This window comes from Pseudomonas sp. URIL14HWK12:I12 (assembly GCF_003097135.1).
GTDB lineage: Bacteria > Pseudomonadota > Gammaproteobacteria > Pseudomonadales > Pseudomonadaceae > Aquipseudomonas.
Map to the genome: position 1 here is coordinate 794,281 of NZ_QEQL01000001.1, position 25,290 is coordinate 819,570.

General features: G+C 62.3%; 26 protein-coding genes and 1 tRNA gene. 10 read left to right on the top strand and 17 right to left on the bottom strand.

Going from position 1 to position 25,290, the window contains the following annotated elements; all coding sequences use genetic code 11:
* Positions 1–145 precede the first annotated feature (145 nt).
* The 4 genes from F474_RS03760 to F474_RS03775 are packed head-to-tail and all read left to right on the top strand — an operon-like array spanning position 146 to position 6,459.
* Entirely contained in the window at positions 146–1,267 is a 1,122-nt protein-coding gene (locus F474_RS03760) for an AAA family ATPase (RefSeq protein WP_097083874.1), read from the top strand.
* Entirely contained in the window at positions 1,264–1,698 is a 435-nt protein-coding gene (locus F474_RS03765; RefSeq protein WP_097083873.1) for a hypothetical protein, read from the top strand. Before F474_RS03760 ends, F474_RS03765 begins: the two co-directional genes overlap by 4 nt.
* Entirely contained in the window at positions 1,698–3,527 is a 1,830-nt protein-coding gene (locus F474_RS03770; protein ID WP_097084283.1) for a hypothetical protein, read from the top strand. Before F474_RS03765 ends, F474_RS03770 begins: the two co-directional genes overlap by 1 nt.
* Complete coding sequence (locus F474_RS03775) at positions 3,514–6,459, top strand: bpX6 domain-containing protein (RefSeq protein WP_097083872.1); 2,946 nt, start codon at positions 3,514–3,516, stop codon at positions 6,457–6,459. The genes F474_RS03770 and F474_RS03775 overlap by 14 nt, the downstream gene beginning before the upstream one ends.
* Before the next feature lie 133 nt (positions 6,460–6,592).
* Here F474_RS03775 and F474_RS03780 read toward each other — a convergent pair whose 3' ends face one another.
* From F474_RS03780 to F474_RS03800, 5 genes are all read right to left on the bottom strand, one after another.
* Positions 6,593–6,784 carry a hypothetical protein gene (locus tag F474_RS03780; protein ID WP_097083871.1) on the bottom strand — a complete coding sequence of 64 codons (192 nt, stop codon included), beginning with the start codon at positions 6,782–6,784 and terminating at the stop codon, positions 6,593–6,595.
* Positions 6,785–6,801: 17 nt separating this feature from the next.
* Positions 6,802–6,981 (bottom strand): hypothetical protein, encoded by a 180-nt coding sequence (locus tag F474_RS03785; RefSeq protein WP_097083870.1) that lies wholly within the window; start codon positions 6,979–6,981, stop codon positions 6,802–6,804.
* Between the two features lie 67 nt (positions 6,982–7,048).
* A complete protein-coding gene (locus tag F474_RS03790) occupies positions 7,049–9,685 on the bottom strand; it encodes an autotransporter domain-containing protein (RefSeq protein ID WP_165830262.1) in 2,637 nt (878 codons plus the stop codon).
* Between the two features lie 236 nt (positions 9,686–9,921).
* Positions 9,922–10,437, bottom strand: a complete 516-nt coding sequence (locus F474_RS03795) for an acyloxyacyl hydrolase (RefSeq protein WP_097083868.1) — start codon at positions 10,435–10,437, stop codon at positions 9,922–9,924.
* Positions 10,438–11,145: 708 nt separating this feature from the next.
* Positions 11,146–11,463 carry a hypothetical protein gene (locus F474_RS03800; protein ID WP_097083867.1) on the bottom strand — a complete coding sequence of 106 codons (318 nt, stop codon included), beginning with the start codon at positions 11,461–11,463 and terminating at the stop codon, positions 11,146–11,148.
* A gap of 69 nt (positions 11,464–11,532) precedes the next feature.
* Here F474_RS03800 and F474_RS03805 point away from each other — a divergent pair, with 69 nt between their 5' ends.
* A complete protein-coding gene (locus F474_RS03805) occupies positions 11,533–11,865 on the top strand; it encodes a hypothetical protein (protein WP_097083866.1) in 333 nt (110 codons plus the stop codon).
* A 112-nt stretch (positions 11,866–11,977) separates the two neighbouring features.
* On the opposite strand, the gene F474_RS03810 is transcribed toward F474_RS03805, so the two are convergent.
* From F474_RS03810 to thrS, 10 genes are all read right to left on the bottom strand, one after another.
* The gene (locus F474_RS03810; RefSeq protein WP_097083865.1) at positions 11,978–12,622 is read right to left on the bottom strand and encodes a hypothetical protein; all 645 of its coding nucleotides are present in this window, start codon (positions 12,620–12,622) and stop codon (positions 11,978–11,980) included.
* A 169-nt stretch (positions 12,623–12,791) separates the two neighbouring features.
* Positions 12,792–12,868: transfer RNA gene (locus F474_RS03815), tRNA-Pro, on the bottom strand.
* A 274-nt stretch (positions 12,869–13,142) separates the two neighbouring features.
* Complete coding sequence (locus F474_RS03820) at positions 13,143–13,499, bottom strand: MerR family transcriptional regulator (protein WP_097083864.1); 357 nt, start codon at positions 13,497–13,499, stop codon at positions 13,143–13,145.
* Positions 13,480–13,782, bottom strand: coding sequence for an integration host factor subunit alpha (gene ihfA / locus F474_RS03825; RefSeq protein WP_002553164.1), 303 nt, complete (start codon positions 13,780–13,782; stop codon positions 13,480–13,482). Before ihfA ends, F474_RS03820 begins: the two co-directional genes overlap by 20 nt.
* A 3-nt stretch (positions 13,783–13,785) precedes the next feature.
* A complete protein-coding gene (gene pheT, locus F474_RS03830; RefSeq protein ID WP_097083863.1) occupies positions 13,786–16,164 on the bottom strand; it encodes a phenylalanine--tRNA ligase subunit beta in 2,379 nt (792 codons plus the stop codon).
* Positions 16,165–16,188: 24 nt separating this feature from the next.
* Positions 16,189–17,205, bottom strand: coding sequence for a phenylalanine--tRNA ligase subunit alpha (gene pheS, locus F474_RS03835; protein ID WP_097083862.1), 1,017 nt, complete (start codon positions 17,203–17,205; stop codon positions 16,189–16,191).
* A gap of 114 nt (positions 17,206–17,319) precedes the next feature.
* Positions 17,320–17,676 (bottom strand): 50S ribosomal protein L20, encoded by a 357-nt coding sequence (rplT, locus tag F474_RS03840; RefSeq protein ID WP_097083861.1) that lies wholly within the window; start codon positions 17,674–17,676, stop codon positions 17,320–17,322.
* Between the two features lie 32 nt (positions 17,677–17,708).
* Positions 17,709–17,903 carry a 50S ribosomal protein L35 gene (gene rpmI / locus F474_RS03845; protein ID WP_097083860.1) on the bottom strand — a complete coding sequence of 65 codons (195 nt, stop codon included), beginning with the start codon at positions 17,901–17,903 and terminating at the stop codon, positions 17,709–17,711.
* Positions 17,904–17,962: 59 nt separating this feature from the next.
* Positions 17,963–18,496, bottom strand: coding sequence for a translation initiation factor IF-3 (gene infC / locus F474_RS03850; protein WP_097083859.1), 534 nt, complete (start codon positions 18,494–18,496; stop codon positions 17,963–17,965).
* A 17-nt stretch (positions 18,497–18,513) separates the two neighbouring features.
* Positions 18,514–20,436 (bottom strand): threonine--tRNA ligase, encoded by a 1,923-nt coding sequence (thrS, locus tag F474_RS03855; protein WP_097083858.1) that lies wholly within the window; start codon positions 20,434–20,436, stop codon positions 18,514–18,516.
* Positions 20,437–20,705: 269 nt separating this feature from the next.
* On the opposite strand from thrS, the gene F474_RS03860 reads away from it, so the two are divergent.
* On the top strand, positions 20,706–21,002 hold the full coding sequence (locus tag F474_RS03860; protein ID WP_097083857.1) for a hypothetical protein: 297 nt from the start codon (positions 20,706–20,708) through the stop codon (positions 21,000–21,002).
* A gap of 137 nt (positions 21,003–21,139) precedes the next feature.
* Entirely contained in the window at positions 21,140–21,352 is a 213-nt protein-coding gene (locus F474_RS03865) for a cold-shock protein (protein WP_012313861.1), read from the top strand.
* Between the two features lie 58 nt (positions 21,353–21,410).
* Here F474_RS03865 and ilvA read toward each other — a convergent pair whose 3' ends face one another.
* On the bottom strand, positions 21,411–22,967 hold the full coding sequence (gene ilvA / locus F474_RS03870) for a threonine ammonia-lyase, biosynthetic (protein ID WP_097083856.1): 1,557 nt from the start codon (positions 22,965–22,967) through the stop codon (positions 21,411–21,413).
* Between the two features lie 263 nt (positions 22,968–23,230).
* Here ilvA and F474_RS03875 point away from each other — a divergent pair, with 263 nt between their 5' ends.
* From F474_RS03875 to F474_RS03885, 3 genes are all read left to right on the top strand, one after another.
* A complete protein-coding gene (locus tag F474_RS03875) occupies positions 23,231–23,575 on the top strand; it encodes a hypothetical protein (protein WP_097083855.1) in 345 nt (114 codons plus the stop codon).
* Positions 23,576–23,588: 13 nt separating this feature from the next.
* Positions 23,589–23,837 (top strand): hypothetical protein, encoded by a 249-nt coding sequence (locus tag F474_RS03880; RefSeq protein WP_097083854.1) that lies wholly within the window; start codon positions 23,589–23,591, stop codon positions 23,835–23,837.
* Between the two features lie 77 nt (positions 23,838–23,914).
* Entirely contained in the window at positions 23,915–24,496 is a 582-nt protein-coding gene (locus F474_RS03885) for a LysE family translocator (RefSeq protein WP_097083853.1), read from the top strand.
* Here F474_RS03885 and F474_RS03890 read toward each other — a convergent pair.
* Positions 24,475–25,287: an AraC family transcriptional regulator gene (locus tag F474_RS03890; protein ID WP_256577667.1), complete on the bottom strand. Its 813-nt coding sequence runs from the start codon at positions 25,285–25,287 to the stop codon at positions 24,475–24,477. The two genes, F474_RS03885 and F474_RS03890, sit on opposite strands and share 22 nt — an antisense overlap.
* Positions 25,288–25,290: the final 3 nt, after the last annotated feature.

Below are 25,290 nucleotides of genomic sequence, written 5' to 3' on the forward strand. Positions count from 1 at the left end.
CCGCCGCCCAAACGCCTTTCACAAGCGATGGTCAGCATCTGAAAGTGATGAGGTGCCGCTCAAGCCATGCTTGCCCTCGCCGATAACCCCTTCCGTTCTACCCCGACTTCGCGCACGATTGCCCCCCGATTCAAGGAAGATGCCCATGCCCTGCCCCCTGCACCACGCCGCCGCTCAAATCCGCCTGGCCGTGCGCGCCGCCACCGAGGGCCTGGTAGGCCGCGAGCAACTGGCCGAACTGATCATGCTGGCGGCAGTTGCCCAGGAGCACATCCTGGTGGTTGGCCCGCCCGGCACAGCCAAAAGTGCCGTGGTGCGCCGAGTGGCGCAGTGCATGGGCGGGCGTTATTTCGAATACCTGCTGGGGCGGTTCACCGAGCCTTCTGAACTGTTCGGCACGGTCGACTTGAATAAACTCCGCGAGGGTACGGTGGAAACCGACACGCGCGGCATGTTGCCCGAAGCCGATATCGTGTTCCTCGACGAGGTGTTCCTCGGGTCCACGGCCATCCTCAATACGCTGCTGGGTGTGCTCAACGAACGGCGTTTTCGCCGCGGCCATACGCAGGTGCACTGCCCGCTGCGAGTGTGCGTAGGTGCAGCCAATGGCCTGCCAGAGGATGAATCGCTCGCCGCGTTTGGCGATCGTTTTCTGCTGCATCTTTTCGTCGACGCAGTGCCCGACAACCAGCTCGAAGCGATGCTCGCCGGCGGTTGGCAGTCCGAGCAGCGGCCGGTGCCACACCTGCTGGGCATGGCTGAGCTCGATACCCTCGGGCGAGCGCTCAAGGACGTCGACCTGGCGGGCGTACGCCCCGCCCTGGTCCAGGCGATCCGGCGTTTGCGCGAGGCCGGCATTCAGCTGTCGGACCGGCGCATCGTCAAGTCGCAGCGCCTGATCGCTGCCGCGGCGCTGCTGCGTGGGCAATTGCAGGCCAGCGAAGCTGATTTGTGGCCGCTGCTGTATGTGCTGCCCACGCGCGAGATCCAGCAGAACGGGCGCGAGCTGCTGCAGGCCCAGCTTGGCCAGTGCACCAACAGCCACCTGTTCAGCGCCGTCGAAGAGGCAACGCAGCAGCCGATGGCCCGCCTGCACCGCTTGCTCGAAACCGCCCAGGATTACCTCGACCGCAGCGAGCCGCCAGCCAGCGCCCAGCTGGAGGCATTGCTGCGCGAGATAGATGCCAACTTCAACAGCCAGACCCTACCCGCCCCGCTGCATGAAGTACGCGGGCGCGTCGCACAACTGCTGACGAGCCAGGCATGAATGCAGGGTTGGTGCAATGGCAGTGGCGCGCCCGGCAGGCCGCCAGTGCGCCGCAAGCCGCCGTCGCTTGGGGTGACGCTGCGAGGCGCCTGCATGCGCGGCTCAAGCGCATGGCCGAAGGTGAGCTGGCAGGGTTGGAGGCGACGGCCAATGGCGAGGTGCTGGTGATCACTGGCCGGCCTGATACCTTGCCTTGGGTGGAAGGCGTGCAATACGCCTGTGCCGAACCGGCCGCTCCGGGCCTGTGGCTGCCAACCAGCTGGGAACCGGACGCCCCCCTGGACCTGCTCGGGCAAGCATTGCTGGCACGCTTCCCCCGGGCGCCGTTGCTGCTTTGGCACGCACCGGCAGCGGTCGTGCCGCTGGACCGCTGCCTGCCGGTGACGGCTCAGCACCTGCAACGCATCGAGCACGAATGGGCGGCGCACTGATGCAATTACCGAAATCACTGCAACCTTGGCGCGAGTGGCTGCACGGGTTCAGGCCCGCCCAATTACCGTTGCTGGCCGACCTGCTCGGCCGCATCCACCCGATACTGGGCCCGTTGCGCGGCCTGCACCAGGGTGGCGTGCCGGAGCCGGATGGCCTGGGCGACCTGCAGCGCCGTGGCCCCTATGAGCGGCTGCTGGCCAGCGAATGGCTGCTGGCCGACGCGCTGCCAGAGGAGTTCATGCGCCGCGCCGTGACCGGCGAGCACCTGTTCCTCGCGCCTCACTATCGAGCACACCAGGCAAGCCGCTGGATCGTTGTGCTGTTCGATGCAGGCCCGCTGCAATGGGGTGCCCCCCGGCTGGTACAGGTGGCGCTGCTGATCCTGCTCGCCCGCCGGGCCCGGGAAGCCGGGGCCCAACTGCGCTGGGGCATCTTGCAAAGCGCACCGCACTTGCACGAGCTGCAAAGTGCATCCGAGCTCAAGCTGCTACTGGAGGCTCGGACCTACCAGCCGGTGAGCGAGGCGCACTGGCAGTGCTGGCACACCTGGTTGAGCGAGAAGGCTTATGACAGCGGCGAGCGCTGGGTGGTCGGCCAGCGGCTCCCAGCGTTGGGCCCCCGGGCCTGCACGCATCGGGTGCTTGTGCAGCCCAGCATCGATAGCCGGCGGCTGATCTTCGCACTGGAAGGTGCTACGCCGCGGCATTTGGAGCTGCCCGCTCCCAATGAGCGCCAGGCCTTGGAATTGATCAGAGGCGAGTTCGAGCAGGCAGCCCCCGCCAGGGTCAGTACACCCCGGGGCCAGATACCTCGGGTCGCGCTGACCCTGGCACCGATCATCGCCCCTAGCGGTTTGCACATCGCCCTGAAATTGCTCGACGAGCCCGGCCTGCTGGTGATCAAACTGCCGGCGCCTCGGCAGAAAAAGCCTCTGGACATCCGCCGGGTGCACTGGAGCGAACGAGGCACGCCCCTGGCCATCACCTTTCCTGGCCGCAGCCCCGGCGCGGTCATGAGCCTGGACGGGCTGCTCACCTTCTGGAACATGCCTCACCTCAAAGCCCTGCCCTTACCCGGCCGTGAGCAGCTGCAGATGCCGCCCGGCACCGCGGCGCTGCTGCCGGTGGTGTGGCTGCACAATGGCACCTATGGCCGGGTGTTCCTGCACGATACCCAGGGGCGCCTGGCGTTCTGGGTGATCGATAACGGTAAGTTACCCAACCCGCAGCGCGCCGGCGTCACCCACATGATGGCAGCCGACGTGGTGGGCATGGCGCAGGTGGAGCTGCATACCCTGGCCTATCTTCGCCACCATGGCGGCCGCTTGTACCTGTACCGGGTCACCCCATGGATCACCACCGCTGAGGGTGAAATGATCGGCACAGCGAAGTCCGTCGAGCAGGTGTTGTTCGCGGCCAGCGCGGGCTGGAACAAGGCCTTGCGCGGCTGTGCATGGATGCACAGCGTCGACGGCGCCCAGCACTGGCAGCTAATCGCGCCCAATCTGAAGGCCGAGCAGGTCGAGCTGGCGCCCCGCTGGCGCGCCATCGGTTTGCTGATCGATGAACAAGAATGCTTCACCCTGGTGTTGGTGAGCCCCGACCAGCAGACCGTGGCCCGCTACGATCACGGCGCGCAAGAGGTGCTCTTCACCACGCTGTCGCCCATCGCGCGCATCAGCTTCTGCCCGCTGAACGGGCTGATCTGTGCCCTGACCAAGACGCGGGAACTGATCGTGTACTCGATCAAGAATGATCGCCAGGTGCTGCAGGTGCTGTGCAACCACGTTCCACCGGCTTTGGAGGGCCCTGCCGATGCAACACGCTGACGCCTTGAAAGTCCGCCAGCCTACGCTCAGCGGTTCGCAGCCGGTCGAGGCGCTGTGGTTCCCGGCCGAGCGTTTCAGCGAACCTGAGCGGGCCGGGCTGATCCTGGCGCACTGGCAGGCCGGCGCCAGCGCCTGGCGCTTTGCCGAGGGCGACCTGTTGCGCTTGCCCACAGCACGCACGCAGCTGTGCGAGAGCCTGGCCGGCTGGCCGCTGGTGCGCCAGGGCCGTACCCTTTGCTCAGCCCCGCTGACGGCCGAAGAACGCAAGCGCGTGGAAGCGGCAGACATCTGCCTGGTGCGAGGCGGCAGGGCCGATGCCCTGTACCTGCGCGACGCCACGGCCCTGGCACCGAGCCAATGGATCGACATCGGCCAGTACGCGCTGCTCGACACCTACGATTGCCGCGACGTATTGCCCGAGGCGTTGATCGAGCCTGAAGCGGTGAAGGTCGATATCCGTGAGATCCTCGGCGATGCCATCGCCCCGGCCAACCCCGAGCGCGAACAGGTGATGCGCGCCTTGCTCGAGCGGCAGGCTATCGCTGATAAAGCCGAGGCGGCTGGCAGCGCTTCGCGCAATGGTTCATCTGCGCAAGGCGACGGCGCGTCGCGGTATAGCCTGCCGAACCTGATAGCGATTGGCCTGGCCATCGCATTCTATGCGCTGCACGAGTACCGCGCCGGCAGGCGGGCACCGGCCTCCTCCAGTGCCGCACCGTTATCGCCCTTGCACCCGGCATCGGCGGCGCCTACCCCGCTGGATGCGAGCAGCATGCTGGTATCGGCGTTGATCAGCGTGGTGGTGCTGACCGTGCTGTTGATGGGGCTGCGGGCCCTGCTGAACCGCCGGCCTGCAGCCAAGGGGGCCAAGCCGGGTGCCGGCCCCGCAGGCCGGGCTGCGCCCCATGTGCCCCCCCGCGCCAGTGACAGCCCTGCACCTTCGAGCCGGTGGCGGCGGTGGTTCGCCCGCTTGGCGGAGCGAACCCGCCTGTCGAGGCTTTACGGCAAGCGCCAGGCTGCGTACCTGCAGCACATGTTGAGGCTGTTCGAATCCGGCGACCTGCACGAGGCGCTGCGCCATGCCCTGCCGCTGGGCGATGATCAGCCGCCTCAGGGGCAAGCGTTCGGCACTCCCGGCCGGCGCGACGACCTGGCGCTGAGCCTCAGGCCAAGTTCAGGCCTGGGCATGGCGTTGGGGCCAGACCTGCAGGAGCACCTGAAGAAGGTGTACCGGCAGTCGTTCGAACGTCTCGACCGCGAAGGCCGCGTCGAGGAAGCGGTGTTCGTGCTCGCCGAGCTGCTCAAAGCCCGCCAGGAGGCGCTGGATTACCTTGAGAAGCACCAGCGCTTTCGGCAGGCCGCTGAACTCTCACTGGCCTGGGACATGCCGGCCGCAATGATCGTGCGGCTGCTGTGCCTGGCCGAAGATTGGCAGCGCGCGCTGCAAGTGGCCCGGCGTGACAACGCTTTTGCCGATGCCGTGCTGTTGCTCGAAAGCAAACAGCCTGATGCGGCCAGCCGGCTGCGGCTGGAGTGGGCGCAGGCGCTGACGGACAAAGGCCGGTGGTTGCAGGCGGTGGAAGTGATCTGGGCCCTGCCCGAGCAACGTGAGCGTGCCGTGCAATGGTTGCTGGCTGCCGAAGCCACGGGCGGGAGCCTGGCCATCGGCGCCCTGGTCAAGCGGGCGGCGCTGCTGCCCGACACCCTGAGCCGTTACGAGGCCTGGATCGACAAGCTGCGCAACGACCCTGAGCGCCACGCCGAACGTGCCACTCTCGCTCAGGAATTGCTCGCGCACAAAGCCAACCATAGCCCTGAGCTTGCATCGCTGGCCGCAGCGACCGTGCGGGCGATCGTCTGCGACCAGGTAAGCGCGCCCTCGCCCTTGTCGCTGAATCAGCTGCAGGCGCTGGTGAAGATGAGCCGCGACAAACTTCTGCAGGCCGACTTGCCCAGCAGCGCGCTGCCCCGCCATACGCCCAACTCAGCCCTGGAACACCGCCGCGATCCGCTGCCGCTAACGCCACCTGAGGCCGGCCACCGGCCGATCTTCGACGCAGTGCCGCTGGCCGATGGCCGCTATCTGCTGGCGCTGGGTGAAGCCGGTGCCGTGGTGATCGAAAGCACTGGCCAATCGGCGTTTCATTTCCCGGTGCCCACGCAGCGGATTGTGATCGGGCACAGCCGCCAGGTGGCACTGGCATTGGCCAACCGGGGTGAGGTGTGGCGCATTTGCAAACTCGACCTGGTCAACCGAAGCGCCAGCGACCTGGGCGTGCTCAGGCTCGACGCGTTCGCCAGCCTGTTCGATGGCAGCGCCTGGACCATCGCTCGGGGCCGAACGGTGCGCAGGGTGGACGTCGACCGGCGCTTCGAGACGCTCTGGCACGTCGACGACTTGCCGGGGCACGTCGCGCACCTCCACGACGACCTGCACAACGAAACCCTGGTGCTGCGCACCGGGCAGGAGACAGAACTCTGGCATTACCGCCTGCCCCAGCGCCGTTTGCTTGGCCGTGAACCAGCACCTGCCCGTGCGTTCCCGGACGGCTGGCAGGTGTTCAACGCCATCGGGCAAACCGTGGAGCTACGGCTCAGGCGAAGCGAGGGTGCCGAAACCCTGCTGGAGGTGGGCAAGGCGGGCGCGAGCAATGGCTATCGGTTGCCCGGCCTGGTTGAGGAGGGAGCCGGCCTGCCTAAGGTCCATTGCGACGGCGCCTGGCTGATAGCCAGTTACGCGGCCGGGAGCTCAACGGCTGGCTGGCAGTTCATTCACCGCGGCCGAAATCAGCTGTGCGCTACGTTGAGCTGGCCCTTTGAACAGGCTCAATTTCGCTGCGTGGATGACCAGTGGCTGGTATTCGACCATCAAGGCCGCTTGCTGCACATCAACCCGGCCACCTCCGAAGCCCATTCGGTGTCGGTTCGGTGATACCTGCATTGGCCCCGGAGCGCCGCCAATCCGGGGTTACCCAATACAGTACGGCTGCCCATTTGCACCTCAAATGCCCGCCCGCAAAAAGCCCAGCATCAAGCTGGGCTTTTTGCGGGCGCTTGCGCAGTCGTCAATCGGCACCGGGCCTTGCGGTGCCATTGTTCCTGTCCTCTAGGGCGTCCTGATCAGAGCCGGGGTTACCAGGAGGAGGTGTCCAATTCGCCGGGCGCTCATGGCCCTGCTGTGGCTCCGAGGGGGTTTGTTCCAACCCCGAGCCGTGGTCGGCGCCAGTGTCGATTTGCGCATCATGTTCGATCGTCATGAACGTCTCCAGATAACTCAGTGCTGGGTAGGCCGTTTGAGGTCGGGGTCTTCGCCACCCGCCGGCTCATCCGAGCCTGCAGGCCAATGGTCTTGAGAATCATCGCGGGGCGTGCCCGGGGCGGGGGTCAGGTCCGGCTCGATCTGCTCGACAGGCCGGCCCACGGGGGATGCAGGGTCAGTGGGCTTGATGTCCATGTTCACCTCGTTGGCAATGGTAAACAGTGGAGCACGGGGTACAGCGAAAAGTGCTATTGGATTGCGCTTAGAATTGATAGGCCGCACGTAGTGATAACGCATCCGATCGCGACTGCTCGCCCAACGCACGGGTGCCCTGATAGCCGATGCCCGTGCTGATGCCCGAGGCCCACAACAGGTCTGCACCCAGCGCGGCGGCCAGCGTGTCATCACCAAACCCGCGGGTGGTGACTGAATAGCTCGAATCATCGATATCGACATACCCCAATCGCGCCGTGGAATCAGCATTGAGGGTGTGGCTTAGCTCCAGCCGAGAGCGCAGTGTCAGGTGGGCCCAGCCCAACGGAATGCCATATTGCCCTCGCACGCCTGCGGTGCCTGACACCAGAGCCACCCGTTGCTGGGCGTAGGCGAGGTTGTATCCGTCTGCATTTGCTTCTTTATAGGCGTGTAGCCAGGTCGTCGAGGTGCTCAGGCGGCCGTAGGGGGATATCAACCAGCTCATCCCCTTGATCTCGTAGCCTGCGCTCAGGGCGCCGAACAACTGGTCGCCATCGCGCGTACCCTTGGCATCGGCATTGGCAGCAGGCACGTAACGCCGGGTGTCGAATTGCAAACGGCTGTAACCAAACAGTGCATCCAGAAATACCGCGCCGGGGTGGAAGCTACCGTACGCCGCGAGGCTGTACGCCTTGCCGCGGCTATAGCTGCCTGAGGAGCCGATGTCGCTATGGTCGTTGCCAAAGCCAATACCGGCGCCCAGCGTGAGTGCCGGGCTGAGGCTGAAGTCGATACCACTGCTCACGCCGAGCGTGCTGTTGCTGACTTTGCTACCGCCGCGCTGGGTGCTGCCAAAATCGACATAGCCGCCACTCCAGACCGATACCTCGCCGCCGGCGGGCGGTTGCCCAGTTGGGCGTTCGGCAGTGGCCTGCAAGGCGGGGCCTGGGTCGGTTGCCAGCAGCTGCGTGGTGCCGAATACACGGGGCTCGTACAGGCCGGGCCCTGCCTCGCCCTGCCCCTTCACGGCTTGAGCCTGCATCGGAGCAAATCGCAGGTTGAAGGCGCTGCGGTGGCCCTCGGGGCTGTGAAGCTGCTCCAGGCGGTCAGTGAAGTTGCTGACCTGTGCCCGCGCGAACTGCTGGGCACTCTGGGCCTGGGCGCTGAGCACCCCGATAACCTCGGGGTCACGGCTCGGGTCAGGCCGCGTGTTTATCTGTAGCGTCAAGGTTGCCGGCGCCGACGTACCTGCCGCATTGGCCAACGTGAAACGCAAGGTCGCCGTGCCACTGGCCTTCGGCGCTGCAGTAATGCTCAACACAGTGCCATTGAGGTGGGCAGTGCCCACCGAGCTGGCTAGCGTATCGAGCAGGCTTGCAGCGATGAAAGGCCCCCCGCTTGCGCCGGCACTCAGGTCAAGGCTCGCACTTTGGCCGCCCATGAGCGCCAGTGAGGCGTTGGCCGCTATCGCCGTAGCGGCGTTGATGTCCAGCGTGTAGTGGGCTGTAACCTGGGCTGAATGAGCGTCGCTTGCAGTGACGGAAAAAGAGCTGCTGCCGGCAAGCGTGGGTGTACCCGATAGGTTGCCGGAGGTTGGGTCCAGCGCCAGGCCCGCGGGTAGGGCCGCCGCAGTGAAAGTGTAAGGCCCGGTGCCACCGCTGGCGCTGAACGTTCCATGATAGGGGCTCCCCAGGGTTGCAGCCGGGAGCGGGCCGGCACCTGGTGATAGCGCGAGCGTGGCTGGGGTTACTGAAACAGTGACCGTAGCCGGCGAAGAAGTCCCTGAACCATTGGAGGCGGTGTAGCCAAAGCTATCACTGCCGGAATAGCCAGCGGCCGGTGTGTAGACGATGCCTGTTCCAGACGCCGTCGCCGTGCCATGGCTGGCCGGAGTGGAAACGGCCACTGAGGTGGCCGAACCGGTGATCAAGAGCGTAATCGGGTTGTTGGCGCTGTTGGCGGCAACGCTGGCAGTGGCATTGCCAGCCACTGGCGCAGGTTGTGCGCGGGTAACGGTGACGGTGTAGGTTTGCGAGGTCTGGCGGTCAGCCGCAACGACCACGATATTGAAGGTATTGTCACCCACCGCTAAAGGAATGGCCGCAGAGTCTGTGCCCGAGGCGACCGCAGCGCCGTTGACCATGATAGTGCCTCCCGCGTCAGCTGCAGTGGGCCTGGCCGTCAGTGCCGTCGTAGCATTGCTCACCGATACGCTGTAGCGAGTACCGCTACTGCTGAAGCCCGGCGCCAGGCTGCCCGCCGACAGTGACAGCGCCGACAGGCTCGCATCGGTGGAGGCCTGTGCGCTGCTGGTACAGGTAAACACCAGGTTGCTGATCTGGCCTTGAGTGGTTGAAGCGCGGATAGCGATACCATTGGTTTCCAAGCTCGGTGTAGGCACCGTCAAGGTCACTGTGTGCGGCGTATTGCTGTTGGAGTTGGCAGCATTGTAGGTGCTGAAGCCAGACAGGTTATAGCGCGAGAGCCCCACACTGTCGGCGGTCGTCGGGCTTGAGCCCTGCCCTGCCCCATTGTCCTGGAACGTCAGGGTCAGTGCGTCGCCGGGTAGAAAGTCGGCAGCCGGGTATCGATTCGTCGAAAAAGACAACGCCGTAGCGCCAGACAAGCCATTGAGCGTGGCGCAACCGTTCGACAGTGCGAAGGCATCTGGTATTGCGACCGCCATCAAGATGGCCGAAGCCATTGCAGCGAATAATCGCTGCCTGAACACTGCCCGCACGCCTTTCCCCATGGTCTAGTGACTGAGCGCTCGACACGTATCGCGGGCTACCCAAGTGATAGACGAAGTATCGGCAGCAAGCGGGGCAACTTGAAGCTGCGGGCGACGCGCGTGAGCGGTGCATCAGCGGGCTTATGCGTGGGGCCTGAAAACGCAAAACCCCGGCGCGCCGGGGTCATGCCAGGTGGAACAACCTGCGATCAGATCGCGTGGCTGTAAAACAGCGAGTACGACTCGATACCGTCGTTAGGCTGCTTGATACTGCCATTGGAGTAGTGGATCGCGCGGATACCCACTTTCTGGGTCTCCCCGAATTTCAGGCCGGCACCGATGCGATCTTCGAAGTTGAAGGCCGAGCCGAACTTCTGATCGCCGGCGCTGGTGCCCGAAAACAGCGAGACGCCGATGCCGGCCTCCAGGAACGGTTTGATGTTGCCTTGCCCGAACTCATAGACAAACACCGGAGCGAAGGAAATCGAATGCCGACCGCCCGCCTCCTTGCCGGCCTCCCAATAGGTGTAGCCCAGGTCCCAGTAGCCGGTGACTTTGCCGGTCGAACTCTCCAGCCACGACTTGTCCCAGTTGAACCCCAATGCTGCGCGGGCGGTATAGCCGCCCTGGCTGGTCGCCCCCACTGCGCCGGAAATATCGGCGGCAAAAGTAGGCGTTGCAATAGCACTTGCGATCAGCAACAGGGGGGCAATGCTTTTTCTCATTTTTAGTCCCATCAGCACGTTATTTAGGAATATTGCTGTATAGCAAAAAGGCATTATGGACTTACAAATCAGAAAAAGTCTTCATCGAGTAGAGCGAATGCTCCAATACGTGAATGGCGTCACTGCGCCTGCGCCGTCAACAGGCCGAACACTGTTTCGGCGGCAGGCAGCCCGGCAGACCGCCGGGCGTGATCGGCTATAACGCTGCAGATGGCGGGTCTTCGGGGGCCAGTGGATCATCACTGGGCAATGGGAGCTGCTGCTCAGGGCTCAGCGGTATCTCGCCGCCCTGGCCTGGCCTATCGGCGCCCCCAGGAAGGTCGGTTGGGTCGACGCTTGGTTGGGCCGGCGCCTGCGGGCCCTTCGATCCAGAACTGTTGCCGGCGGCGCCGGATGCTTCGAGAGTATGTTTCATATGCACCTCCATGGCCGGGACACAGCGCCCGGGCTTGAGAAATTGGAGGTTCCGCGCCGCTGAGGGTGCCGGGGACCGGCCGAACGGTCGGAGCAGTGCCAAAAAGGAGCGCCTGCTGACCGCAGCGAAGCTGGACAATTGAACCGCTCATGCGTGCCCCAGTACCTGGCACTCTGGCAAAGCTACGCTCGATGACTGGCGTTGCGCTTTATGAACCTGGCTTTTTACAGGCTTTGGAAAGATGATCGGAAATGCCACTTTAGAGGCAACCCCACAGATAGATCGACTTGCCACTATCCAGGGCGAGCTTGGCTAAGCGAGGCTTCACTGGTTTGGGCAAGCAGGTGTGTGAGTTCATCGGGAAAACGATTGAGCCAAGACTCGCCATCATCGCCAAGGAAAGTTTCCTCCGGCATATGCCGCTCCTCGTCCCATTCTTGCCCCTCCAAGATGGCCCAAAGCGTGCCGACCTCGAGATCGGAAAAGCCCTTGTAGCGAACGGGGGTTACCGGCGTCACACGTTGCGCATCGGGATCGACTGTTTCCATTCCAGCCGCGTAACTCAAGGCGTCCGCTTCACTGGATACAAAAAAATCTGCTACAACGCCCATGGCGCTTCTCCTTTCTGCCTGATTAACCTGCACTTGAAAACCTGTTCCAGTGAGACACCAAGAGGAATTATGCACGCAGTGCTTACAGCCTTCGCTGCTGTTGTGATGCCGATACTGACGATTGCGCTGGTGGTCCTGATAAATCGGCATACCCATAGAACCTGGCGTGCAAAAATCGATGCAGAGCTGCAGTCAGCGTTGAACGACCTTGGCGCGGGCGGCTACACCCTGGTAGTGGACAAACTCACCTCTCCTAGCACCGACAGAACGGCCAATGTCTATCGCATCCTCCATGATGAGCAAGATCACTACTTTCTCTTCATGAAGATTGGCGAGCACCCAGGTTTGCTCAAGCCATTGAGCAAGGAGAGAGCGTTACTCGCGGCAAAGATGAACGGGTGAGCCGGATCAGCCGCTAACATGCGAGTGACGCCTGCGTCAGGTGCCAGTTTTTGCCGGAGTGACCGCGGCCTTTTGATGTGTTCGCCTGTTCAGGCGCATACGTCTTGGCAGCCTAGGGCTTGCAAGTCACTTTGGGAGGCGCAGAAGGTGACAGCATCAGCGGAAGTACGAGTGGCGTTCCTGCCAAAGGGCTGATCTCAGCAACGGCCAATACGCAGGTAAGCGAGTAGCCGCCCTCGCCGTTCGGCCTGCTCCCAACCCCCACCAGGGCTTCGTAATCTTTGCCCGGCTCAAGCTTATAAACGGCCGCCTTTCCGGGGCACGACGAGTAGGAACTGCCATAGCTTCCGATAGTGGCCCCCAATGTCGCAATCTGGAACGGCAGATCGGCCCTGACGCGATATTCGGTGACCACTTCCTGATACTGGCCCTCAGCCATCCGGATGGCTGGAATGTACTCCACCAGCTTGGGTGCGGTCCGCTGCGGCATCCCAAGCTGCACCGGCGCGACCGGATATTGCGGATAACTGGTGTTCATCCAGCCGTCACGCCCAAACCGCCCGGCTTCGGCCATCTTGTGACGGGTAGCAGGAGCGCAGCTGCCAGCGATGCTGTCGCCTGATACATCCGAGTTGGTGATAACGCGAATACGTGCCACCTGCGCCGACTGAGCGGGCTCCTCATAAGGCACGGTGGGAATGCCGGAACACCCGGTGAGTGATGAGACGAAGATAACTACCCAGACGGTATTGCGCACGACATGTCCTTATGCAGTGGGAAGAGGAAAAAAGCCGATGTAGACGGTTGTGAGATTGCTTTTGAGCAATGATCGTTGACCAAACGGGCGGCTATGGGAAGAGCACGCACCCGAACGTCAAGCATGAAAAAGCCCGGTTCTTCCGAACCGGGCTAGATCACTGAAAATATGGTCGGGACGGAGTGATTCGAACACTCGACCCCTTGCACCCCATGCAAGTGCGCTACCGGGCTGCGCTACGCCCCGACTAGGCGTTTAAACCTGCTCCCGTTAGCAGCGGGAACGGGGAGAAAGATACTCTAACCCCCTGAATATAGAAAGCTTTTTTTTCACTTTTTTTGCGATAGCCTCGGGGCATCCGAAAATAGACTTTCAGCGCAGACACAGAACCGACCCAGCTGAGCCTATTGCAACCTCAGGGCCAATCATCGATGGGGTGGCCTAAAGCGCAGCGCGAGCCGCGCATCTCCAAGGCCATGCGCTCACTCAAGCAGGCATGAAAAAGCCCACACAAGGTGGGCTATTTCTTGAGAACGACTAGCACGTCTTCCAGTTCGCTGATCATCTGCTTGATCAGTTGGCGGTATTGCGTGGTGTCGTCCTTGGCTTCATCACCGGAAAGGCGCAAGCGCGCACCGCCGATAGTGAAGCCCTGGTCGTACAGCAGCGCCCGAATCTGGCGAATCATCAGCACGTCCTGGCGCTGATAATACCGGCGGTTACCGCGCCGTTTGACGGGGTTGAGCTGCGGAAACTCCTGTTCCCAGTATCGGAGCACGTGCGGCTTGACCGCGCACAAGTCGCTTACTTCACCAATGGTGAAGTAGCGCTTGCCGGGTATGGGCGGAAGCTCGTCGTTATGACTTGGTTCCAGCATAGGCTTCAACTCGGGCTTTCAATTTTTGCCCTGGACGAAAGGTGACGACGCGGCGCGCCGTAATTGGGATTTCTTCACCCGTTTTCGGGTTGCGGCCAGGCCGCTGCCGTTTATCTCGCAAGTCGAAATTGCCGAAACCGGACAATTTAACCTGCTCGTTGTCTTCGAGCGCGTGCCTGATCTCTTCGAAAAACAGCTCGACCAATTCCTTGGCCTCGCGTTTGTTCAAGCCCAGCTCTTCGTACAGACGTTCGGCCATCTCAGCTTTCGTCAGAGCCCCCATACGTCACTTCCTTAACGTGGCGTTCAACCTGTTTTCAAGCGAGGTGAGGATACTTTGGGTGGTGGCGTTCACCTCTTCGTCATTAAGAGTGCGCGAAGGATGCTGCCAGGTCAAGCCGACAGCCAGGCTTTTTCTATGCGGATCAATACCTTTACCTTGGTACACGTCGAACAGCTTGAGGTCTGTGAGCCACTCCCCGGCATTGCTGCGGATATCGCTGAGCACGGCCTCGGCCGCTACGCTTTGGTCGACTACCAGTGCCAAGTCACGGCGCACCTCCGGGAAGCGCGACAGCTCCTTGAACTTGGGCAGGCGGCCTTCGGCAACTTCGGCCAGCAGCAGCTCGAACACGTACAGGGTGCGGTCCAGCCCCAGTGCCTTGGTCAGCTCCGGGTGGAGTGCGCCGATGTAGCCCACTTCGCGACCCTCGCGCTCGATACGTGCGGCCTGGCCCGGGTGCAACGCGGGATGGCTGCCCGGCACGAAAGTGAAGCTGGCGAGCGCGCCGGCATGGCCCAGGATGGCCTCGACATCGGCCTTGACGTCGAAGAAATCGAGCTTGTCGTTGCCGTTGGCCCACGCCTCGGGCAAGCGGTTGCCACAGGCCACGCCCGCAAGCATTGGCTCTTGCTTGAGGTTCTCGAGCTGGCCGACGAAACGCAAGCCGCTTTCGAACAGGCGCACGCGGGTCTGCTGGCGATTGAGGTTGTGTTGCACGGCGCTGACCAGGCCAGGCCACAACGATACGCGCATGGCCGCCATGTCGGCGGAGATGGGGTTGGCAAGGGTCAGCGGCTGCACACCCGGGTTGAAGCGCTCGAACAGTTTCGGGTCGATGAAACTGTAGGTGATCGCTTCCTGATAGCCGCGGGCTACAAGCAGGCGACGCAAAGCTGGCAGCTCGGCCTTTTCTTCACTGCGTTGTTCAGGTGCCAGCCGTGCCTGCGGGTAGCGCACTGGCAGGCGGTTGTAGCCGTACAGGCGCGCCAGCTCTTCGATCAGGTCGACTTCCAAGCTGATGTCAAAGCGATGGCTGGGGATGCTGACGCTCCACTGCCCTGCTCCGTTGGCTTCCACGCCCAGGCCCAAGCCGCGCAGCAGTTGCTCGATTTCCCCTGCACCCAGGTCCAGGCCAAGCATCTGGCTGACACGCTCGGCACGCAAGGTAACCGGAGCGACCTTTGGCAAGTGCTCGGCACTGACCGCTTCGATCACTGGGCCCGGCTCGCCGCCTGTGATTTCAAGCAGCAACGCCGTGGCGCGCTCGATTGCTTCTCGGGCAAGGTTGAAGTCCACGCCCCGCTCGAAGCGGTGCGAGGCGTCGGTGTGCAGGCCGTAGGAGCGGGCCTTGCCAGCCACTGACACCGGCTCGAAAAAGGCACTTTCCAAGAACAGATCGCGAGTGCCCGCGGCCACACCGCTGTGCTCACCGCCCATCACCCCGGCGATAGCCAACGCACGTTCGTGGTCGGCGATCACCAGAGTGTCGCTCCGCAAGGTAACCTCCTGGCCGTCGAGCAACACCAGCTTCTCGCCCTCGTCGGCCATGCGCACACGCACGCCCCCGCGGATTTCCCCAAGGTCGAAGGCATGCATCGGCTGCCCAAGCTCGAGCATCACGTAGTTGGTGATGTCTACAGCGGCGTCGATGCTGCGGATTTCGCTGCGGCGCAGGCGCTCGACCATCCACAACGGAGTCGGGCGAGACAGGTCCACGTTCTTGATCACGCGGCCCAGGTAGCGAGGGCAGGCAGCAGGGGCCAGCAACTCGACCGGGCGTGTCTCTTGGTTCAGCGGCGCAACCGGCAGCACTTCAGGGCGAGTGACCGGGGTGTTGTACAATGCGCCCACTTCACGCGCGAGGCCCGCCAACGACAGGCAATCGCCACGATTGGGGGTGAGGCCAAGCTCGATGCTGGCATCGTCCAGGTCGAGGTACTCGCGAATGCTCAGGCCCACGGGGGCGTCGGCCGGCAACTCCATCAGGCCGTCGTTTTCTTCGCTGATCTGCAGCTCGGCTGCGGAGCAGAGCATGCCATTGGACTCGACACCGCGTAGCTTGGCCTTCTTGATCTTGAAGTCACCGGGCAGCTCGGCGCCAATTTGGGCGAAGGGAATTTTCAGGCCAGGGCGCACGTTCGGCGCGCCGCACACCACCTGGAAGGTCTCTTTGCCATCACTGACTTGGCATACTCGCAGTTTATCGGCGTCCGGATGCTGTTCGGTGGCCAACACCTCGCCTACCACGACGCCGGAGAATTGGCCTGCAGCGGGAATGACCGCATCGACCTCAAGGCCTGCCATGGACAGGCGCGCGACCAGTTCGTCGCGGTTCGCTTGCGGGCTAACCCAGCCACGCAGCCAGTTTTCACTGAATTTCATGCTGATCCGTTCTCCTGAAACCTGTTAGCGAAATTGCGCGAGGAAGCGCAAGTCGTTGTCGAAGAACAGGCGCAAGTCATTGACGCCATAACGCAGCATGGCCAGGCGCTCGGCCCCCATGCCGAAGGCGAAGCCAGAGTATTCTTCTGGGTCGATGCCGCTCATGCGCAGCACATTGGGGTGCACCATGCCGCAGCCCATCACTTCGAGCCAGCCCGTCTGCTTGCATACGCGGCAGCCCTTGGCGTTGCAGATCACGCAGCCGATGTCCACTTCTGCGGAAGGCTCGGTAAAGGGGAAAAACGACGGGCGGAAACGCACCGGCAGGTCTTTTTCAAAAAACACCCGCAGAAACTGCTCGATAGTCCCCTTGAGGTCGGCGAAGTTGATGTCTTTGTCGATCAGCAGGCCTTCGACCTGGTGAAACATCGGCGAGTGGGTCAGGTCGGAGTCGCAGCGGTACACGCGGCCGGGGCAAACAATCCGAATAGGCGGCTGCGTGCTTTCCATCGTACGAGCCTGAACAGGCGACGTATGGGTGCGCAACAACATGTTGGCGTTGAAATAGAAGGTGTCGTGCATCGCCCGAGCCGGATGGTGGCCGGGGATATTGAGCGCCTCGAAGTTATGATAGTCGTCTTCGACTTCCGGGCCTTCGGCGATGCCATAGCCGATGTGAGTGAAGAAGTTCTCGATGCGCTCAAGTGTGCGGGTAATCGGATGCAGGCCACCGGAGGTCTGACCACGGCCTGGCAGGGTGACGTCGATACGTTCGGCCGCCAGCTTCTGGTTCAGCTCCGCTTCTTCGAAGGCAGCTTTACGAGCGTTGAGCAGGACGGTCACACGTTCCTTGGCGGCATTGACCAATGCGCCAACCTTGGGGCGCTCTTCGGCGGGAATGTCGCCGAGGGTTTTCATCACCGATGTGAGTTCGCCTTTCTTGCCAAGGTAGTTGACCCGGATCTGCTCCAGGGCGGCGATGTCTTCAGCGCGCTCCACGGCCTCCAGGGCTTGGGAGACGAGCGCATCCAGGTTTTCCATGTAGAACTCCAAGGCACCAGATACGAAAAGGGGAAGAGCTCGAAGGCCCTTCCCCTATTCAAAGGTTCAACAACCGGCGCCACCGCGGGCGGCAGGCCGGTGATTGTCGGGGACTCAAGCCAGAGCGGCTTTCGCTTTCTCGACAATCGCAGCAAACGCTGCTTTTTCGGTCACAGCCAGGTCAGCCAGAACCTTGCGGTCGATTTCGATCGACGCTTTTTTCAGGCCTGCGATCAAACGGCTGTAGGACAGGCCGTTGGTGCGGGCACCGGCGTTGATACGAGCGATCCACAGAGCGCGGAACTGACGCTTCTTCTGACGACGGTCGCGGTAGGCGTATTGGCCAGCCTTGATGACGGCTTGCTTGGCAACACGGAACACGCGCGAGCGAGCACCGTAGTAGCCTTTGGCAAGTTTCAGAATTTTCTTGTGACGCTTACGGGCGATAACGCCACGCTTAACACGAGCCATGAGTAGTTTCCTCTAATCCGGGGGGGCAAGAATTAACGCAGGCGAAGCATGCGTTCGACTTTCTGCATGTCAGAGGCATGCAGCTGGGAAGCACCACGCAGTTGGCGCTTACGCTTGGTCGACATCTTGGTCAGGATGTGGCTCTTGAAAGCGTGCTTGTGCTTGATGCCGTTACCGGTAACCCGGAAACGCTTCGCAGCACCGCTTTTGGTTTTCATCTTTGGCATGTTCAAACTCCGCATTCATATGGATAAAGATAACCGCAAGGCCTGCCGTGCCCTGGAGGTTATTTCTTGCGTTTGGGTGCGATGACCATCAACAGTTGACGCCCTTCCATTTTGGGCTGCTGTTCAACGGCGCCGTATTCCACGAGGTCGGCTTCGACCCGCTTCAACAGCTCCATGCCCAGCTCCTGGTGAGCCATTTCGCGGCCACGGAATCTCAGAGAGATCTTGGCCTTGTCCCCTTCACTCAGGAAACGTACCAGGTTGCGCAGTTTTACCTGGTAATCCCCTTCTTCCGTCCCTGGACGAAACTTGATTTCTTTGATCTGGATCTGCTTCTGGTTCTTCTTCGCGGCGTTCTGCTGCTTCTTCTTCTCGAAGAGGTGCTTACCGTAGTCCATCACCCGGCAAACGGGCGGGACCGCTTCCGCGGTGATCTCTACCAGATCCAGCTTCGCTTCTTCAGCGACACGAAGCGCTTCATCAATAGAGACGATGCCGATCTGCTCGCCATCGACACCAATCAACCGCACCTCGCGGGCGGAGATGTTTTCGTTGATCGGTGCCTTGGGGGCAGTACGTTTGTCCTGTCTCATTTCACGCTTAATAATCGTTACTCCAAATCTTGGCGACCACGCCGGGAAACCGCCTGCGCAAGCATTTCCTGGAAGCGCGCGACCGGGACCGAACCCAGGTCAGCGCCTTCGCGAGTGCGCACGGCGACTGTTTGTGTCTCAACCTCCCGATCGCCGATCACCAGCAGATAGGGAACCTTGAGCAAAGTATGCTCACGGATTTTAAAGCCAATTTTCTCGTTTCTCAAGTCAGACTTGGCACGGAAGCCGCTTGCGTTGAGCGAAGCCTCGACTTCCCGGGCGAATGCTGCCTGATTATCGGTGATATTCATGATCACAGCTTGGGTCGGTGCCAGCCAGGCCGGGAACGCACCCTCGTAGTGTTCGATGAGAATGCCGATGAAACGTTCGAAGGAGCCGAGGATGGCCCGGTGCAGCATGACCGGGTGACGGCGGTCGTTATCTTCGGAAACGTATTCGGCACCCAGGCGAATCGGCAAGTTGAAGTCGAGCTGGAAGGTGCCGCACTGCCATACGCGGCCCAGGCAGTCCTTCAACGAGAACTCGATTTTCGGGCCGTAGAAAGCGCCTTCGCCCGGCTGCAGGTCGTACGCCAGGCCAGCACTCTCCAGCGAAGCCGCCAGTGCCGCCTCAGCCTTGTCCCACAGCTCGTCAGCACCCACGCGTTTTTCCGGGCGGGTGGACAGCTTCATCTGGATGTCTTCGAAACCGAAGTCCTTGTACACATCCAGCGTCAACTGAATGAACGCCTCGGCTTCGGCCTGCATCTGCTCTTCGGTGCAGAAGATATGACCGTCATCCTGAGTGAAACCACGCACGCGCATGATGCCGTGCAGCGCACCGGAAGGCTCGTTGCGATGGCATGCACCGAACTCGGCCAGGCGCAGCGGCAGCTCGCGGTAGCTCTTCAGGCCCTGATTGAAAACCTGCACGTGGCATGGGCAATTCATCGGCTTGATCGCGTAGTCGCGGCTTTCCGACTCAGTGGTGAACATGTTATCGGCGTAGTTGGCCCAATGGCCGGACTTCTCCCACAGGCTGCGGTCGACCACCTGGGGCGTCTTGATTTCGAGGTAGCCGTTGTCCCGCTGCAGCTTGCGCATGTACTGCTCGAGCACCTGATACACCGTCCAGCCATTGGGGTGCCAGAACACCATGCCCGGGGCTTCTTCCTGGGTATGGAACAGGCCCAGGCGCTTGCCCAGCTTGCGGTGGTCGCGCTTCTCGGCTTCCTCGATGCGCTGAATGTAGGCAGCCAGCTGCTTCTTGTCGGCCCATGCGGTGCCATAGATGCGCTGCAGTTGCTCGTTCTTGGAGTCGCCGCGCCAGTAGGCACCGGACAGCTTGGTCAGCTTGAACGCTTTGAGAAAGCGAGTATTGGGCACGTGCGGGCCACGGCACATGTCGACGTATTCTTCGTGGTAGTAAAGGCCCATCGCGGTTTCGTCGGGCATGTCCTCGACCAGGCGCAGCTTGTACGCCTCGCCCCGGGCTTCGAATACCTCGATGACTTCGGCACGCGGTGTCACCTTCTTGATGACGTCGTAGTCCTTGTCGATCAGCTCGCGCATGCGCGCTTCGATCGCGGCCAGGTCATCCGGGGTAAAGGGGCGCTCGTAGGCGATGTCGTAATAGAACCCTTCGTCGATCACCGGGCCAATGACCATTTTGGCCGTAGGATACAACTGCTTGACCGCGTGCCCTACCAGGTGCGCGCAGGAATGGCGGATGATTTCCAGGCCTTCGTCGTTCTTGGGGGTGATGATCTCGAGGCGGGCGTCGCTGCTGATCAGGTCACAAGCGTCGACCAGCTTGCCGTCGACCTTGCCGGCCACGGTGGCCTTGGCCAGGCCCGCGCCAATACTGGCAGCAACCTCGGCAACGCTGACGGGATGATCGAACGAACGGACGCTGCCGTCGGGAAGGGTAATATTGGGCATGGCGCTTCCTCTGCCTAGTGGTGACCCCTACCAAAGGTCACGTGGGTCGGGATGAGCCAGTACGCGATCCGGTGGGTCGCCTGCCTCACAGTGGCAGGAGCGGTTAGGCCAACCCGTAACAGACCGGTGAACTGGAACAAAACTCGAAAATAGCCGGCTTTTTTAGCCGGGCCGGGGATGCTAGCACAGTTATCAGCGTGCGGGCTGTGAACTTGAGCGGTGCGAGCCTTTCGAATGCAGCGTGCTTGTCATGACCCAGGAGACTTCTTATGCGCCTGCTCGCCTTGCTGCCCCTCACCGCCGCCCTGGCGGCCTTCGCCCCCATGGCTGCAAATGCCGCCTGGCCGCCAGGTGCCCAGCAGCAATATATGAACGACTGCGTGGCTACGGCCCAGCAGTCGGTAGACCTGGCCAAAGCCAAGGCCCATTGCGGCTGCGGTGCGCAAGTCATCGAAAAGCAGTTCACCACGGCCGAGATCACACAGTTGATGAGCACCAACCCACCGCCTACGCTCGAATTGCGTCAGCGGCTGGAAAAAGCGGTACAGGTGTGCAAAGCGTCGTAATCAGGCATTTTTTGCCTTGGCGCATGCTTTTTTCCGGCACGGCAGTTCCCAATGGCCGATTTCCGTCTATGATGGCCTGACGCACTCAGCGGAGCTGAGGCGGCACGATCGTTTTCATGTTTCTGGAGATACACCCCATGTCCAATCGCCAACAAGGCACCGTCAAATGGTTCAACGATGAGAAGGGCTACGGCTTCATCACCCCCGCTGGTGGTGGTGACGACCTGTTCGTGCACTTCAAAGCGATTGAATCCGACGGCTTCAAAAGCCTGAAAGAGGGCCAAACGGTCTCTTTCGTCGCTGAGAAAGGCCAGAAAGGCATGCAAGCCGCCCAGGTTCGCCCTGAGTAACACGCACGCTCGCTTCAAGAGAAACCCGCCTCACGGCGGGTTTTCTCTTTTCAGGGCCTCAACCCAGAAACAACCGATAAGCCGGGTTGTCGTTTTCATCCCACCATTGGCACCCGAGCCCGTCCAGCCAGCTCGGCACTTCGCCTCTCTGGGCCTCTGGCACCTGCAGCGCAGCGAACACCCGAGCCTGCGCCGAGCCATGGTTGCGATAGTGGAACATGCTGATGTTCCAGCGATGGCCCAGCCGCTCCAGAAAGCTCAACAGCCCACCCGGCCGCTCAGGGAACTCGAACCGCACGACAAACTCCTCTACCAGGCTGGCTGCATGGCCGCCCACCGTATGGCGCACGTGCAGTTTGGCCAGCTCGTTGTCGGTCAAGTCCAGGACGTCGAAGCCGCGCTGCGCCAGGTCTTGAAGCAGGGCGGCGCGTGGGTCGTTGTGGGGATGGGTTTGCACGCCTACGAACAGTCGGGCGTGATGTGGGTCGTTGTATCGGTAGTTGAATTCGGTGATCTGTCGGCGGCCCAGTGCCTGGCAGAACTGCTGAAAGCTGCCCGGCCGCTCGGGTACGGTCACTGCGATGATCGCTTCGCGCTGCTCACCCACCTCTGCTCGCTCGGCCACGTGGCGCAGCCGGTCAAAATTAACGTTGGCCCCGGAGTTGACCGCTACCAACGTCTGCCCGCCCACCCCTTCACGCATTACATACCGTTTGAGCCCGGCCACCGCCAGCGCGCCCGACGGCTCGCAGATAGCACGGGCATCGTCGTAGATATCTTTGATTGCGGCGCACAGCTCGTCACCAGTGACCGTGATTACCTCATCCACCGCTACCTGGCACACTTCGAAGCAGTGCTCCCCCACTCGCGCCACGGCAACGCCATCGGCGAAGGCACCGACCTGGCTCAGAGTGACCGGCTCGCCCGCCATCAACGCGGCTTGCAGGCAGTTGGAGTCTTCAGGCTCGACCCCGATCACCTTCACTTCGGGCCGCAGGTATTTGATGTAAGCCGCAACACCTGCCACAAGCCCGCCACCCCCGACCGGGACGAACACCGCGTCGAGCCTGCCGCCGTGCTGGCTGAGGATCTCCATAGCGACGGTGCCTTGGCCGGCGATCACGTCCGGGTCGTCGAAGGGCGGGACGAAAGTCAGGCCGTGCTCAGCCAAGCGTTGCGCTTCGGCCAACGCCTGGGGGAAGGCATCGCCGTGCAAGACGGCTTTACCGCCCTGCGCACGCACCCCGGCCACCTTGAGCTCCGGGGTTGTGGTCGGCATTACGATCGTAGCCTCAATACCCATGTGCTTGGCCGCCAGCGCTACACCTTGAGCATGGTTGCCCGCAGAGGCGGTTACCACCCCCCGCGCGCGCTGTTGCTCGGTCAACTGGGCAAGGCGGTTGCAAGCCCCGCGCACCTTGAAGGAAAAGGTCGGTTGCAGGTCTTCACGTTTGAGCAGTACCTGGTTGCCCAGCCGCGCCGAAAGTGCCGGCGCCACCTGCAGCGGCGTATGCACAGCCAGGTCGTACACGCGTGCAGCCAGGATCCGGCGCACATAGTGAGCCAATAGAGAGGTGGTGTAGAAGGCGGTGCGGGTTTCGACGACGGCGGCCATGCGTTCTCCGGTATTTTAAGAAGCCCCGGAAGCATGCTGCGTTGGGTGGTCAGACCCGCCTCCAGGGCGGGTCAGGTGCTAATGCGCTAGCCCGCCATGCTGATAATGGCGGTAATAATGCTGGGCTGGTGCATCGGCTGAAATACGGTCATGGGGCGAAGCTAACCTGCCATGCGCTGCGCCGTCAACCGTTCGTCGAGCTACAGGCACCGCCCCCTGGGCTTGTGGCCAAAGCTTAGGTACCCATCCTGAGAGTGGTCATCATGAAAATCACCTCCCTGGCCCTTGCGGCCACCCTTGGCCTGTTCAGTGCTGGCGCCATGGCCGACGCCAGCACAGGCACCACCCACCCCGCGCCCAAAGGCAGCGATCCCTCCTCGGTAGGCGTACCTTCAGGCTCCGGCAGCGCCATGCCCAACGGCAACACTGATGGCTCAGCTACACCTCGCGCGTCAGGTACGTCAGGTAGCGGCATGGACAAACCTCAGAATGGAGGCAACCCTGAAGGCAGCAGCATGGGCACCACTGAGCCACAAAACACCAGAGACGCCATCCAGAACGGTGGCACGGGTTCAGAGGGCGGCGCCGCTGGCGGTGCAAGCAAATAGAAAGGAGCCGAATATGGTTAGCAAAGCCCCCAACGACGATGCCAAAGGCAAGCCTGCGCCAGACAGTGGCCGGAACGATCCGGCCATCGACCCGGACGGCACCTCTTCTGAAGGCTCGACACGCCCCCAACCCGATGAGGGTGGCGACAGCAATACCGCACAGGGCAACAGTTACAGCCCTGACTTCGAGCCCGAGCGTAGGCCTGACCCGGTAACGAACGACAAACCGCGAGACGCCGATATCGATACTGACGGCGGCTGATGCGCATTTCATTCAATACGCAAGGCATCGCCAAGCTTCAACCTGCCCCTTGAACTCGCACAGTTTCAAGGGGCTTTATGCATCTGGACCTTTCAATGGCCGGCTTCGCGCTGGCAACTTCGATCACCCCTGGCCCTGTAAACCTGGTGGCGCTGGCAAGCGCTGGCCAGCATGGGCTACGACCTGCACTGCGCCATGTCACCGGCGCAACATTGGGCTTTATCGTATTGCTGGTGGCAAGTGGCGCTGGGTTACTGGCAGTGATGGGTACTCAGCAGGGAGTGGCTCAGGCGCTGCGCATCGGCGGCGTTGCCTACCTGCTATGGCTGGCCTGGGGGTTGGCGCGAGACCGCGGCGATATAGGTGAAGCCAAGGGTGGCCGGCCGAGTTACTGGCGCGGCGCGCTCATGCAATGGCTCAACCCCAAGGCATGGCTGGCCTGTGCAGCTGGGGTCGCGGCATTCGCAGACGGTGCTCAGGGCATTGCACGCTTCGCGGCGATCTATTTGGTAGTGTGCTGGCTGTCGCTGGCCTGCTGGGCCTGGGCGGGGGCCGTGCTGCAGCGGCGCCTGGGCGATGCACGGCGCTGGCGCCTGTTCAACCGCCTGATGGCCGCGCTGCTGGCAGCCAGTGCCGGCTACCTGTGGTGGGCGCGATAATGGCCGGGCGTGGCGGCCAAGTGGCGCTTGAAGGTGCGTTGCAGGTGCGCTTGATCGGCGAAACCTGCCAACTGCGCAGCTTCGGCGATACTGGCGCCGCCTCGCAAGTACGCCCGTGCTCTCTGCAGGCGGCGGTCCAGCACGAACGCATGAGGTGTGAAGCCATAGCGGCGCTTGAAACTGCGGATCAACTGCGAGGCAGAGAGGTCTGCCACAGCGCACAACTGCTCCAGTGTCAGTGGTTGTTCGCAATGCTCGCGTATGAACGCCTCAGCACGGCCCAGGCGGCGATCATCGTTTACCACCGGGCGGCGCAAGGGATGCAAATGTTCCACCAGTGCCATGCCCCACTGCACCAATGATTGCTGCCGCGCCAGCAGGTCAGGCTGGGACAAGCCCTGATACAACGCCAGCAGCCCGTCATAAAGGCATGCCGCACGGCTGTGAATGAGCGCGCAGGGCTGCCAGCCGCGCCCTCCTCCAAGCCCGGCCTGGCGCTGGCACTCGTGCAACCATGCCACGTCCACGTAAAACATCAGGTACGCCCACGGCTCGCCTGCTACTGGGTTGCAGGCGTGTAGGTCGCCGGGGTTGACCAACACCACACTGCCGGCGGCAACCTGCTGACGTTGGCGCAGATTCAGGTAGCCGCTGCGCCCGGCGGTAATCGCTCCGATCGAAAAGGTCTCATGACTATGAGCGGCGTGCCCGTGGCAGCGGCCATCGAGCACGTGGCGTGCTTCGATGGCAGGCAGCGCAGGGTCGCGCCAAAAGGTGGACGGTTCACTCATGCC

Coding starts and splice junctions, on each gene's coding strand:
- F474_RS03760 (WP_097083874.1), top strand. CDS start 146: ATGCCCTGCCCCCTGCACCACGCCGCCGCTCAAATCCGCCTGGCCGTG.
- F474_RS03765 (WP_097083873.1), top strand. CDS start 1,264: ATGAATGCAGGGTTGGTGCAATGGCAGTGGCGCGCCCGGCAGGCCGCC.
- F474_RS03770 (WP_097084283.1), top strand. CDS start 1,698: ATGCAATTACCGAAATCACTGCAACCTTGGCGCGAGTGGCTGCACGGG.
- F474_RS03775 (WP_097083872.1), top strand. CDS start 3,514: ATGCAACACGCTGACGCCTTGAAAGTCCGCCAGCCTACGCTCAGCGGT.
- F474_RS03780 (WP_097083871.1), bottom strand. CDS start 6,784: ATGACGATCGAACATGATGCGCAAATCGACACTGGCGCCGACCACGGC.
- F474_RS03785 (WP_097083870.1), bottom strand. CDS start 6,981: ATGGACATCAAGCCCACTGACCCTGCATCCCCCGTGGGCCGGCCTGTC.
- F474_RS03790 (WP_165830262.1), bottom strand. CDS start 9,685: ATGGCTTCGGCCATCTTGATGGCGGTCGCAATACCAGATGCCTTCGCA.
- F474_RS03795 (WP_097083868.1), bottom strand. CDS start 10,437: ATGAGAAAAAGCATTGCCCCCCTGTTGCTGATCGCAAGTGCTATTGCA.
- F474_RS03800 (WP_097083867.1), bottom strand. CDS start 11,463: ATGGGCGTTGTAGCAGATTTTTTTGTATCCAGTGAAGCGGACGCCTTG.
- F474_RS03805 (WP_097083866.1), top strand. CDS start 11,533: ATGCACGCAGTGCTTACAGCCTTCGCTGCTGTTGTGATGCCGATACTG.
- F474_RS03820 (WP_097083864.1), bottom strand. CDS start 13,499: ATGCTGGAACCAAGTCATAACGACGAGCTTCCGCCCATACCCGGCAAG.
- ihfA (WP_002553164.1), bottom strand. CDS start 13,782: ATGGGGGCTCTGACGAAAGCTGAGATGGCCGAACGTCTGTACGAAGAG.
- pheT (WP_097083863.1), bottom strand. CDS start 16,164: ATGAAATTCAGTGAAAACTGGCTGCGTGGCTGGGTTAGCCCGCAAGCG.
- pheS (WP_097083862.1), bottom strand. CDS start 17,205: ATGGAAAACCTGGATGCGCTCGTCTCCCAAGCCCTGGAGGCCGTGGAG.
- rplT (WP_097083861.1), bottom strand. CDS start 17,676: ATGGCTCGTGTTAAGCGTGGCGTTATCGCCCGTAAGCGTCACAAGAAA.
- rpmI (WP_097083860.1), bottom strand. CDS start 17,903: ATGCCAAAGATGAAAACCAAAAGCGGTGCTGCGAAGCGTTTCCGGGTT.
- infC (WP_097083859.1), bottom strand. CDS start 18,496: ATGAGACAGGACAAACGTACTGCCCCCAAGGCACCGATCAACGAAAAC.
- thrS (WP_097083858.1), bottom strand. CDS start 20,436: ATGCCCAATATTACCCTTCCCGACGGCAGCGTCCGTTCGTTCGATCAT.
- F474_RS03860 (WP_097083857.1), top strand. CDS start 20,706: ATGCGCCTGCTCGCCTTGCTGCCCCTCACCGCCGCCCTGGCGGCCTTC.
- F474_RS03865 (WP_012313861.1), top strand. CDS start 21,140: ATGTCCAATCGCCAACAAGGCACCGTCAAATGGTTCAACGATGAGAAG.
- ilvA (WP_097083856.1), bottom strand. CDS start 22,967: ATGGCCGCCGTCGTCGAAACCCGCACCGCCTTCTACACCACCTCTCTA.
- F474_RS03875 (WP_097083855.1), top strand. CDS start 23,231: ATGAAAATCACCTCCCTGGCCCTTGCGGCCACCCTTGGCCTGTTCAGT.
- F474_RS03880 (WP_097083854.1), top strand. CDS start 23,589: ATGGTTAGCAAAGCCCCCAACGACGATGCCAAAGGCAAGCCTGCGCCA.
- F474_RS03885 (WP_097083853.1), top strand. CDS start 23,915: ATGCATCTGGACCTTTCAATGGCCGGCTTCGCGCTGGCAACTTCGATC.
- F474_RS03890 (WP_256577667.1), bottom strand. CDS start 25,287: ATGAGTGAACCGTCCACCTTTTGGCGCGACCCTGCGCTGCCTGCCATC.